The organism is Kitasatospora sp. NPDC056651 (genome assembly GCF_042792155.1).
Lineage (GTDB): Bacteria > Actinomycetota > Actinomycetes > Streptomycetales > Streptomycetaceae > Kitasatospora.
Genome location: NZ_JBHTWX010000058.1, coordinates 15,128 through 26,796 on the forward strand (window position 1 = coordinate 15,128; position 11,669 = coordinate 26,796).

Below are 11,669 nucleotides of genomic sequence, written 5' to 3' on the forward strand. Positions count from 1 at the left end.
GCACACGCGGGGCCCATTCCGTCAGCGGGCATCGCCAGGGCCGGACTGCCGACACCCAGGAGTGTCACGGCAGTCGTAGCACCAGCCAGCCCCATACCGAGCTTGGCGATCACGTGGGTTCCTTTCGTAGGAAGGCCGAGAACGCCTGACAAGGCGTCACGCCGCACTCCCGGCCAGCGGGTCGAAAGTATGGTTATGAAAACCATCTTCGTTTCAAACCGGGCGTGTCCGCCGGGCGACTGACGGCCGCACTCGCCTGGCGGGGCCACTCGACCCGGGCGGCCCTACGAATCGAACGCGGTGGCGGCGGTCCGCCGACAAGGCGCGGCACGTGACGATGCCGCAGCGCTCCCCGTCCTACGGCTTCTCCCTGCCGTCGACCGACAGGATCACCGCGTGGCAACGGAAGTTCCCGCCGGGCCACCTGCCCTACCGGATGCCCCGTCAGCGCAACATCAGGCTCCAGCGCGCCCTCTTCAAAGCCTCCCGGCGCTTCCCGGACCGCCGTCCTCGGCGCCACCGGGCACGCCGGCAACCTCGCCGTCGACGCCCTGCTCCGGCGCGGCACTCGAGGGCCGTCCGGGCGGGAGGCGCCCGCCCCACGACGGCCCGGACCGGGCTCCCGATCGCTGGACCGACCTTCGCCCCGAAGCGGTCCGGCCGCCCCTTCGGGCAGGCGGGTGACAGCGCGGGCGTCGCCAAGGGCCTCCCCGCGGGCCACAGGGGGCGGTGTTAGCCTCCGGGCCATTACTCTGCGCGTTCGCGCGGTTCCGTCATGTGCTCCAGCGGCCTGGCTGGGCATGGGAGGCCTGAGCTGAGATGAAGAACCGACCACGGCTGGCCCACCTCCTGGTGGGGTGCCTTGTCGCGCTGGGGACGACGCTCGGTGCCGCGCCGCCGGCCGCGGCCGCGAGCGTCATCGAGGTCGCCACCACCGGCACCGACGCGCCGGGGTGCGGTGCGGTGGCCGCCCCCTGCGCGTCGGTGCCGTACGCCAACGACCAGGCGGCCCCCGGAGACACCATCAGGGTCCAGGCCGGGACGTACGTGATGACGGCGCCGCTGTCCATCAGGAAGGCCGGCCTGCACTTCGAGGGGGCCCAGGCCGGGGTGGACGCCCGGACGCGGACGCCCGGCGGGGCCGGGGAGACCGTGATCACCACGGCCCCCGGAGCGGCGATCAGGTACGACATGTGGCTCGCCTCGGCCGACGGGGTGTCGATCGACGGCTTCACCTTCACCGGCAACGCCGACGGCGCAGGGGTGACCACCAGCGAGAGCTTCAGCGGCTACGTGGTGCAGAACGACATCTTCAGCGACAACCTCAAGGGCTTCGCACCGTCGTCCAACGGCGCGAGCCCCTCGGTGTTCCGGCAGAACCTGTACGTCGACAACAACAACAGCACGCTCCACCCCGGCCAGGAGGGGAACGGGGTCTTCACCTACCGGCCGCTGGCCAACGCGACGTTCGAGGACAGCACGTTCCGGGGCAACGGCAACGCGTCGATCAACATCTCCGGCGGCGAGGTCGCGGGCGGCACCCACGACATCACCATCGCCGACAACGACATGAACGGCGAGTTCCCCGTCACGCTCGTCGCGCTCTCGAACACCACCATCACGCGCAACAGCATGGTCGGCGGCTGGAGCGGCGTCCAGGTGTCCGGCGCCTGCCACGGCATCAGCATCACGAGCAACACCATCACCGACAAGACCCGCGGCGCCGTGCTGCTCTTCACCGGGTTCGCGGCGTTCACCAACACCGACATCACGGTGGCGGACAACACCATCGAGCGGACCGCGACGATCCCCGGCCGCTACGGCGTGGAGATCTCCCGCAGCAGCGGCGTCACCGTGCGCAACAACCTGATCGTGGACAGCGGTGAGGACGCCATCGGCTTCACCCTGCGCGGCCAGACCGTGCCCAGCTCCGACACCACCATCACGCAGAACACCATCACCGGGTCGGCCGGGTCCGGCATCGTCGTCACGGACGGCGCCTACACCGGCCCGATGACGGTCCAGTACAACCGGATCGTCGACAGCGGCTCCGGATACGGCGTGGTCAACGACGCGCCCGACGCGCAGATCGACGCCCGGCTCAACTGGTGGGGCTGCAACCGGATGCCGGACGGCGCGGGCTGCGACCACCTGGCCGGCACGGCGGTCGCGGGCATCGCCTTCCAGCCCTGGCTGGTCCTGTCGATCTCCTCGGTGCCCGCGGACATCGCGGCCGGGCAGCAGGCCCAGATCACCGCCAGCCTGCAGACCGACTCCAACGGCCAGACCGTGCCCGGCCCGTTCTTCCATCCGGTGCTGACGACCTTCAGCGCCAACCCCGGCATGGTGACGCCCAGCCAGGTGACCACCGACGCGCTGCTGCATGCCACCACCACCTGGCCCGCCGGGCAGCCCCGGCCGCAGAGCATCTGCGCCACGGTGGACAACCAGACGGTCTGCCTGCACTTCGAGCAGCAGGAGGACGGCTCGATCATCGCCACCGTCCTGGACGGCAAGACCTGCGAGCCCGTCGAGGGCGTGAAGCTGAACGTGGTCGACGCCGCCGGCACGGTGGTCGGCACCTGCACCACCGACGCCACCGGCACCTGCACGGTCGAGAACCTGCCGCCCGGCACCTACCGGGTCTGCGTGGCCGGCTTCGAGCGCGGAGCGGGCCGGTTCGGCAAGCCCTGCAGCGGGCCGGTGGAGGTCGTCGCCGGCAAGGAGACTCCGGTCGAGCTCCTGGTCTAGAAGCCTGGTGAGATGTCAGTTCCGGCCCCACCGCCCGTGCGGTGGGGCCGGACTCGTCTCGTGGCGACGGGGGAACGGGCCGGGAACCGGTCGGGCCGGACGCGCGGGGGACCTACCGGGAGCTGATCCCGGCCGGGAGCGTGTTCGCAGCCGGGAGCGTGTGCGCGGTGGCGGGGTGCGGGTGCCCGATCGGCCACCGTGGGCCGGTGTCCGGGTCGCCCTGCCACGCCCACTGGGCGTCGGGGGTGACGGTGACGCCGTAGTCGTACAGGTCCGGGCGCCCGAGGTCCTCCCACTGGGCCCAGGCGGCCAGTACCTCGTCGCCGATCCGGCGCGGCCCGCCCTGGAGGAGCAGCGACGGCTCGCCGTCGCCCTGGGCGACGAACGTGGCCCAGGACTGGTGGCCGTCGTGGACCCAGGCGTTGAGGCCGTCGGCGTCCCGGGCGGTGAACAGCACCGCGTTCGGGACGGCCACCCGCAGCGCGAACCGCAGGCCCCAGTCCTCCAGCGGGGCCAGGTCGCGGTCGACGGTCCGTCGGGCCTCGGGTTCGGCGTCGCCGCGAACCGCGGCGTAGGCGGCGCTGCCGGTGGCGGGCTGGGCCGGGCCGTGTCGGTCGCCCATGAACTGGGCCAGGCCCTGGACCCATCCGGTGGCGCGCTGACCGTCGTCGGCGACGGTGAGGGCCACGTACCCCAGCCGTCCCCAGGGATAGACGACCCGCCCGCCCGGCCGTACCGCCGCCACCCAGGACCAGGGCACGGCCTCGACGGCGTAGGTGGCATGGACCCGGTCGACCCGGCCGCCGCCGGGCGGCTCGGCGGCGGTGCCGTCACCCACCAGCACCTCGACGTCGAGGCCGGCGGCGCCGAGCCGGGAGCGGGCGAACTCGGCCAGCCGCTCATCGACTTCGGTGGAGACCACCAAGCCAGGGCCGGCCCGCCAGGCGGCCAGCGCCGCCGTCCAACCCTGGCCGGTGCCGACGTCCCACACCCGGTGGCCGGGTTCCAGCCGGAGGCTGTCCAGCATGTCCGCGACCACGGACGGCGCGGACAGCGACGACGACGGCCGACCGTCGGTCAGCTGGGTGACGACCGACGCGTCGGCATCGGAGTACAGCTCGCCGAACCACCCGTCGGGATCGTCCGCGAGTTCCACCGGCGCGTAGGCCAGGCCGTTCCACCGCCACAACCGGCCCGGCGCGAACCGCTCACGCGGCAGTGCGGCGAAGGCCTCCCGCAGCCACGGCGAATCGGCCGACCACACCCCGTGCTGCTCCATCTGCCTCTCCAGGCGCCGCCAAGACCCGCCCGGGCCGCCGCCGTCGCTCGCCGTCACTTCTTCCGCTTCCCGGTGCTCGGCGGTGGCGGCGGGACCTGGCTGTCCGAGTTGTTCGGCGGCGGCGTCCCCTCCTGCGGAGGCGGCGGCGGCTTCTCGTGCTGACCCATGAGGCCCTCCTGGATACGACAGTCACAACCGGTGGGCTCATTCTGGCGCGGCACCGCTCCGGGCGGTACGGCGCGCGGGAGCAGCCGGGAGGCGTGCGGCGAAGGCGATGCCGCCAGGCCCGACCTCGACGTCGACAGGCCGGGGACCGCGCAAGTTGCGATCACCCGTTCGGAGTAACAGGCTGAACGTGGAAGCAGGACGGGTGTCGAACCCCCGCCGTGCTCGCCGCACGCGCTGCGCGCAAGGGACGCGACCACGAACGGCTCGCCCCGGGTCGGCGCCGCCGTTCGGCACCGGGCACGGCTCGGGCGGCCACTACGCCGCGGCGACGCCCCCGCACCGGGGCCGGTGCCGCCGCGCTGGACGCGGATGAGGTCTTCCCATGCCCACACCCTTCACCCCGGACGGCCTTCGTCGAGGTCTCCGGTCACACTCCCTCCGGGCAGGCGCGTCGGCCGCGGCCCTCCCCGGGATCGTCACCGAATACCCCCTGTCCACCCCGGGCAGCTCCTCCTACCCCTGGGACCTCGCGGTCGGGCCCGACGGCAATCTCTGGTTCACCGAGTACGACAGGGGGCTGGTCGGACAGATCACCCCCAGCGGGGCCGTCACCGAATATCCCCTGCCCACCCCGGACGGCGGGCCGACGGGAATCACGGCCGGCCCGGACGGCAACCTGTGGTTCACCGAGTACGACAGCGGCATGATCGGGCAGATCACCCCGGACGGAACCGTCACCGAGTACCGCACCCCCAGCCCGAACAGCTTCCCGTGGGGCATCACGGCCGGCCCGGACGGCAACCTGTGGTTCGCCGAGTACAACAACGGGGTGATCGGGCAGATCACCCCGGCCGGAACCGTCACCGAACACCCGCTGGCCGACGCGGGCAGCGGGCCGACGGGGATCGCGGCCGGCCCGGACGGCAACCTGTGGTTCGTCGAGTCCACCGGCAACCGGATCGGACGGATCACCCCGGACGGGACCGTCACCGAATTCGCCGTCCCCACCGCGAACAGCTCCCCCTGGGCCATCGCGGCCGGCCCGGACGGCAACCTGTGGTTCGCCGAGGGCGCCGGCAACCGGATCGGACGGATCACCCCGGACGGGACCGCCACCGAATTCCCCGTGCTCACGGCGGGCAGCCAGCCCTCCGGGATCGTGGCGGGGCCGGACGGCAACCTGTGGTTCACCGAGTACCTCGGCGGCAGGGTCGGGCGGATCACCCCGGACGGGACCGTCACCGAATTCCCCCTGCCCCCCGGGGACAGCGGGCCGACCGGGATCGTCGTGGGACCGGACGGGAACCTGTGGTTCACCGAGTACGACAGGGGGTTGATCGGGCAGATCACCCCGGACGGGTCCATCGCCGAGTGCCCCCTGCCCGTCGTGAACAGCCATCCGCTCGGGATCACGGCCGGACCGGACGGCAACGTGTGGTTCACCGAGTCCACCGGCAGCCGGATCGGGCAGATCACACCGACCGGGTCCGTCACCGAGTTCCCGCTGCCCACCGCGGTCAGCCTCCCGTTCGGCATCACCGCCGGGCCCGACGGCAACCTGTGGTCCACCGAGTACTTCGGCGGTCAGATCGCCCGGATCACTCCGGCCGGGAGCATCACCGAGTTCGCCGTACCCCATGCGGACGCCTTCCCGTTCGGCATCACCGCCGGGCCCGACGGCAACGTGTGGTTCACCGAGTACTGGGGCGGCACCGTCGGGCGGATCACGCCGGCCGGGAGCATCACCGAGTTCGCCGTGCCCACCACCGGCGGTCGCCCGCTGGGGATCGTCGCGGGGCCGGACGGCAACCTGTGGTTCACCGAGTACTGGGGCGGCCAGGTCGGACGGATCACCCCGACGGGGTCCGTCACCGAGTTCCCCCTGCCGGACCCCGACAGCGGGCCGACCGGCATCGTGGCCGGACCGGACGGCAACCTGTGGTTCACCGAGTCCAGGGGCAGCCGGATCGGGCAGATCACACCGACCGGGTCCGTCACCGAGTACCCCCTGCCCAACCCGGGCAGCTCCCCGTACGCCATCGCCTCCGGGGCCGACGGGAACCTGTGGTTCACCGAGTCCACGGGCGGCCGGATCGGACGGATCACCCCGACGGGAGCCGTCACCGAGTACCCGCTGCCCACCGCGGACGGCCACCCGTACGGCATCGCGGCCGGACCGGACGGCAACCTGTGGTTCACCGAGTACTCCGGCGACAGGATCGGACAGATCACCTCCGGCGCCGGCCCCACGACGGATCCGCTGGAGCAACAGCTCTTCGACCTCGTCAACCGCGCACGGACGCACCCGGAGCTGTACCCCCTCCTCGAACCCGATCCGCTGGGAGAGGCGAAACTGACCGCCTGCCCCAGCCCCTTCCAGTTCTCCCAGCAGCTCAGGGACATCGCGTACCAGCACAGCGCCTACCTGGCCACCGTTCCCAGCGCCCAGGTCCAGCAGGACTCGAACATGCACCGGGGACCCGACGGGAAGCTGGTGTGGGAAAGCGGCGAGCCCATGGACCTCGCGGGCTACCACACCTACCGCGCGGAGAACGTCTACTTCCAGTGGGGGCAGCCCGAACCCGCCCCCAGTCCCGCCCAGGCGGTGGAGTACTGGATGCAACGGGACTCGGCGTGGCACTGGGCGCACCGCAACCTCATCCTCAACTGCGCGGCCCTGGAAGCCGGTGTGGGGTACTACCACCAGACCCGGCCGCCGGGCAGCACCGAGATCCAGCACTACTGGACGCTGGACGCGGGTACGCGCTGATCCTCGTTCCGAACCGATCCCTGTTCCGACGGTCTATTTGATCTCCACGAACAGCACGTGCGTCGGGGTGTCCCCCACGTTCTCTCCGACGTGGGTGAGTCCGGCCATCCATCCCGCCTCGAACGGGCCACGGTCCACCTCGACGGTGTTCCCGTCGGTCGTCATGCGCCTGCGGAAGGCGCTCAACGTGATCAGCACACTGTCGGGATGCCGGTGCCGACGGGTACGCGCGCCCGGGACATCGCGGAGCTCCACGACCCGTACCTTGTCGTTCTCGAAGACGACCTGGTAGAACTCCGGGTCGGTCACGGTTGGGTGCAGGCTGTCATCCACAGCGGTTCCTCGATTCCGCAGAAAGACGGCCCGGCGACCAGACCTCCCTCACCTGGCCCGAGCACCGGCCGCTGGGCCCGCACCCGTCACAACGACACTCGCGTACCTTCCGTCCCACCCAGGAGGTCGCCCCATGGTGCACAGCCTTCACGGGCAGGACCTGCTGGGCGACCAGGTCCGCATCGTCAGGGTGCAGTAGTTCCATCTTGGCGGCCTCCGCCACCATCCGCACCCGGTGACTCAGCTCTCGGCAACATGGCGATTACTCTTCGCATCCTCCGGCGGCAGGATCACGACCCCCACGGCGCCCCGGCCCCGATCAGAGCGCGTCCGGCAGTTCGAGGACCATGATGGCGAAGAGCGGAGAGTCCTCGAACGGGCGCTCTTCGCCGACCTTGTGGTAGCCCCACGACTCGTACAGCGCTTGGACCTTGGGGCGCGCGGTGTCGACGGACAGGACGGCGAGCGCCTCGGTCCGGTCGGCCAGCAGCGCCTGGTGCAGCTGTTGGGAGAGGCCCCGCTTGCGCCAGCGGGGGCGGAGCATCAGCTCGGAGAAGCCGAAGGTCACGGAGCGCGCGGGGGCCGGCATGAACGTGCGCCACCACTCCCGCCCCTCGGTCAGCGGGGCGCCGTAGGCGTAGCCGATCGGCTCGTCGCCGTCGTAGCCCACCACACAGCTGAACCCGGGCTTCCGGCTCCAGTGGTCGACGAACCAGGCGAACCGCTGCACGAACGGATCGTCCAGCCGGTCGCGGTAGGCGTCCTCGTGGACGTCCAGGAGCAGCTGGCGCAGGCCCTCGGGCAGGCTTCCCTGGTGGAAGCGGCGGATCTCTGTCACGGCTGGTCGGTCTCCTCATTGGTGCGAATGGGGCCCCGATACTCCAGCGCCTCCCGCGAGTCGGGCACCAGTGTGATCAGGCCACGACGGTGGCGTAGGTCAGCGCCGGAGTCGACTGCCGGAGATCCGCCGGGTGCCGCCGAGGTCCTACCGAAGGTCGCGGACCATGACGGCGTAGAGCGGGGCGTCCTCGAACGGACGGTGCTCGCCGACCTTCGTGTATGCCCAACGCTCGCACATCGCCTGGACCCGGGGGTGGGTGACGTCGACGTAGAGCACGGCCAGGCGCTCGTGCCGTTCGGCGAGCAGTGCTTCGTGGGTCTGTTCGGCGATGCCCAGCTTCCGCCAGCGGGGCCTGACCATGACCTCGGAGACCGCGAAGGTCGACGCGCTGTCGGGCGCGGGCATGTGCCGGCGCCACCACTCGCGCCCGTCTTCCTGCGGGGCGCCGTAGGAGTAGCCGATCGGCTCATCGGCGTCGTAGGCGACGACACAGCTGTAGCCGGGGAGAGAGGTCCAGTGGGTGACGAACCAGGGGAAGCGCTGGACGAAGGGGTCGTCGGCCTGGTCCTGGTACGCGTCCGCGTGGACGTCGATGAGCAGCTGTGCGTGGTCGGCCGGAAGGCTTCCGGCGTCGTAGCGGCGGAGGGCTATCGTCACAGGAGAACTCCCTGGGCGTGGACACGGTCGGTCCACTCTCTCGTAACGGGTGAGGCCGGCGCCAGGGTGATCAAGCCGCGGTGGAAGTCCCCCATGAGGGTGCGCAGTCGGGGCGGGAGCGGGTCGGTTCCCATCAGCACGTACACGCTGACGGCGGTGTCGGCGGCCTGTTCGATGTCGTCCTGGCCGAGTTGCGCGAGCGCGAGGCGGGCAGTGGCCGAGGCGCGGTTGCGGCGCAGCTGCTGGGGGATGCCCGCCAGGGCACGGTGTGACGCGCTCTCGGATGCCGCGCTGTCGTTGAGCTGCTGATGCACGACGGCGCTCAGCGCCGCCAGTTCGGCACCCCCGTAGAAGCTCGTCCAGGCCGGACGCGCGCGATCGTCCGCGCGCCCGAGCGAGTCGGTGGCGTGTCCGAGGGAACGCAGGGCGGCCTGTCGGTCACCTGCGAGGGAGTGGGCGATTGCCGTGCGGGCGTGAGCCAGTGAGGCGAGGAAGGGATCACGACGGGTCGCCTGGGTGTCCTGCGCGGCACGGGCGGCCGACAGGGCGGCCGCGGGGGTCCTGCGCTGGAACCCGACCATGGAGAGGCAGTTGAACACGCGAAGGGAAGTCACCTGGTCGTTCCCGAGCCCGGCGAGGCGCAGAGCCGCTTCCAGGTGATGCTCGGCGTGCTCCAAACGGCGGTCATCGATGCAGGAGAAGCCGGCGGTGGCCATGTAGTCGGCCGCGAGGCTGTAGAGGCGCCTCTGCACCCCTTCGCTGACCGCGCACTCGACTCTGCTGAGCGCCTGGTTCGCGCCAGTGCGCGCTGTGGCCTCGAGGGACCCATGGCCGCCACGGTAGTAGTCGAGTTCGATGAGGGACTTGAGGCTGGCCTGGAGTCGGTCGACGTCGGAGTGTCCGACGGCATGGCCCCTGGAGACGGCAGGCGGAAGGGCGGCGGTGACGGAAACAGCGAGGAATTTGCGGCGGAGCACGGGTTCCTCCGGCGGTACTCGGGGCTTGACGGCACTGGGCGGGATGAAGCCGAGTTGCTCAGGGGTACGGTTCAGCGCACGTTCGAGCGCCATGCGGATTCTGCCCTGCGGCCACCGGGACTGCCCGGAGAGCCAGGTGCTCACCGTGAGGGTTCCGGGACAGCCCAGGGCGACGAGTTCGCGATTGATCAGCAGCACCAGGTCGACCCGTGTCAGCCCCAAATCCCTCATCACGGCGCGCAGTTCAGGATTCCCACCCACGAACTCACCGTAGCTCAACAGCTACGCACCGCGCACAGTCGCCGGTAAAGGGTGGGTCAAAATTTCCCTCCCGACAGGACCATCCCGCCGAGGTATTTCACTCCCCATCGGCAGGTCTTGGGAGTTGAGTAGGTGTCAGCGCGCCGCTCGAATGACCTCACCTCATGGGAGAGCCGCCATGCACACCATCACCACTGGGTTCCCCGCCGAACGAGCGCGGATCGGCGACCTCCGCCGCTGGGCGAAGGCGGCCCTGCCCCAGTTGGGGCCTCGACGGCCGGCAGGTGGACGCCGTACGGGACGAGGTGGAGCTCGTGCTGTCCGAGCTCGGCGGCAACGCCGTCGTGCACGGCTGCGGCGGTGACCGGCCGGACATGCGGCTGACTGCTTCCCTGACGTACTCCCCCGGGACGCTGCGGGTGTCCGTGACCGACCCGGGGACCGGCCTACCGGAGTACCGGCGGGCCGGCAGCGACGAGACCTGTGGCCGCGGCCTCGCCCTGGTGATGGCCCACGCGGCCCGGTTCGGCATCGAAGCCCTCCCCGAAGGCGGCAAGGAGGTCTGGGCGGAGCTCGAACTGCCCGCTCCCGCATGCCCGTTGGCATCGGCCGGTGAGCCGGTCGGCCTGCGAATCGCGGTGCTGCGCTCGGACACCGTCCTGCGGCAGTCCCGGCCTCGGCCGGCCATCACCACGCTGCCCGGGCATCCGTCGCTCGACCGGATATCCGCGTGACCGGCACCCCCGCAGGCCTCCGGTGACGCCCTTTGCCGTGCCGCGCCGGCGTCACCGGAACCCAGGGCACCCGCCCCTCCTCCCCCCCACCCCCCACCCCTCCCGCTCGTCCACTCCGCACCCCGAGGACTGCGCCGTGAGCGTCGGAACGTGCACCAAGAAGCTGCTCAAGACCACCACCCTCACCCCTCCGCGCCTGCTGCCGGCGGTCCAGGAACCCAGGGTCCTCCGATGCGGCCACTACAACGCCGAAGAGGTCACCGAGCCCGAGGCCCTGGCGTTGAGCCACTTGGTCACCGACCTGAACGCGATCGAGATCGCGGACGCCGTCAACGCCCTACCGGAACGCCACAACGCCCTGAGGACGACGCCCGAGGCGGTCCGCGGGCACCTCAACTCGCTGCGGGAGAAGACGCGGGCCCGGAGCTGGGTGCAGATGGTGGACACGGTCTGCCGGATGAAGCTGCTCCTCCCGCCCCGGGGAGAGCTGACGGCGCCGCTGCCCGAGACGGCCGTGCTCACGCTCCAGCTCCTGGTCGACGGATACACCAACCAGCAGATCGCCGCGCTGAGGGCCATCGCGCCCGCCACCGCCGGGAAGCATCTGGAGGCGGTCCGGCACCGGATGCGCACCCGTGGCGCCCCGGCGGCGGTCTTCCGCCTGCACGGCGTGGTGCCCGGTGTCCTGGACGGCACCTGCCCGGTCTGCGCGACGGGTGTCGCGGCGGCGTGACCAGCGTGCTGACGGTTCTCAGCCGGGTGTTCATGGCGGATGTGCGCGATCCTGGACTGGAGCAGCCCATGCCGCCGAGGCATGCCCGTGCGGCCGGTGCGAGGGCCGGCCGGTCGGGACGGGGCGCGGCCTGTCGTGCCCGGTCACTCGCCGCGGCAAGGGCCC

General features: G+C 71.4%; 9 protein-coding genes. 4 read left to right on the forward strand and 5 right to left on the reverse strand.

The features are described from left to right. The first annotated feature begins 819 nt into the window (after positions 1 to 819). Entirely contained in the window at positions 820 to 2,751 is a 1,932-nt protein-coding gene (locus ACFRAR_RS22375) for a right-handed parallel beta-helix repeat-containing protein (RefSeq protein WP_380699890.1), read from the forward strand. 112 nt (positions 2,752 to 2,863) lie between these two features. Here the strand turns inward: ACFRAR_RS22375 and ACFRAR_RS22380 are convergent, their stop codons facing one another. Further along, on the reverse strand, positions 2,864 to 4,030 hold the full coding sequence (locus ACFRAR_RS22380) for a methyltransferase domain-containing protein (RefSeq protein ID WP_380699891.1): 1,167 nt from the start codon (positions 4,028 to 4,030) through the stop codon (positions 2,864 to 2,866). A gap of 550 nt (positions 4,031 to 4,580) precedes the next feature. Here ACFRAR_RS22380 and ACFRAR_RS22385 point away from each other — a divergent pair. Next, a complete protein-coding gene (locus ACFRAR_RS22385; RefSeq protein ID WP_380699892.1) occupies positions 4,581 to 6,968 on the forward strand; it encodes a CAP domain-containing protein in 2,388 nt (795 codons plus the stop codon). Positions 6,969 to 7,001: 33 nt separating this feature from the next. On the opposite strand, the gene ACFRAR_RS22390 is transcribed toward ACFRAR_RS22385, so the two are convergent. The 4 genes from ACFRAR_RS22390 to ACFRAR_RS22405 form a co-directional block, all read right to left on the reverse strand. Continuing rightward, positions 7,002 to 7,301 carry a cytoplasmic protein gene (locus ACFRAR_RS22390; RefSeq protein WP_380699893.1) on the reverse strand — a complete coding sequence of 100 codons (300 nt, stop codon included), beginning with the start codon at positions 7,299 to 7,301 and terminating at the stop codon, positions 7,002 to 7,004. Positions 7,302 to 7,620: 319 nt separating this feature from the next. Then, positions 7,621 to 8,139, reverse strand: coding sequence for a GNAT family N-acetyltransferase (locus tag ACFRAR_RS22395; protein WP_380699894.1), 519 nt, complete (start codon positions 8,137 to 8,139; stop codon positions 7,621 to 7,623). A 147-nt stretch (positions 8,140 to 8,286) separates the two neighbouring features. After that, positions 8,287 to 8,799 (reverse strand): GNAT family N-acetyltransferase, encoded by a 513-nt coding sequence (locus ACFRAR_RS22400; RefSeq protein ID WP_380699895.1) that lies wholly within the window; start codon positions 8,797 to 8,799, stop codon positions 8,287 to 8,289. Continuing rightward, positions 8,796 to 10,055 carry an XRE family transcriptional regulator gene (locus tag ACFRAR_RS22405; RefSeq protein WP_380699896.1) on the reverse strand — a complete coding sequence of 420 codons (1,260 nt, stop codon included), beginning with the start codon at positions 10,053 to 10,055 and terminating at the stop codon, positions 8,796 to 8,798. Before ACFRAR_RS22405 ends, ACFRAR_RS22400 begins: the two co-directional genes overlap by 4 nt. 266 nt (positions 10,056 to 10,321) lie before the next feature. Between ACFRAR_RS22405 and ACFRAR_RS22410 the strand changes: the two genes are divergently transcribed. Together ACFRAR_RS22410 and ACFRAR_RS22415 are read left to right on the forward strand one after the other, a co-directional pair. Continuing rightward, positions 10,322 to 10,771, forward strand: a complete 450-nt coding sequence (locus tag ACFRAR_RS22410; protein WP_380699897.1) for an ATP-binding protein — start codon at positions 10,322 to 10,324, stop codon at positions 10,769 to 10,771. A gap of 136 nt (positions 10,772 to 10,907) precedes the next feature. Continuing rightward, positions 10,908 to 11,504, forward strand: a complete 597-nt coding sequence (locus tag ACFRAR_RS22415) for a helix-turn-helix transcriptional regulator (protein ID WP_380699898.1) — start codon at positions 10,908 to 10,910, stop codon at positions 11,502 to 11,504. Positions 11,505 to 11,669: the final 165 nt, after the last annotated feature.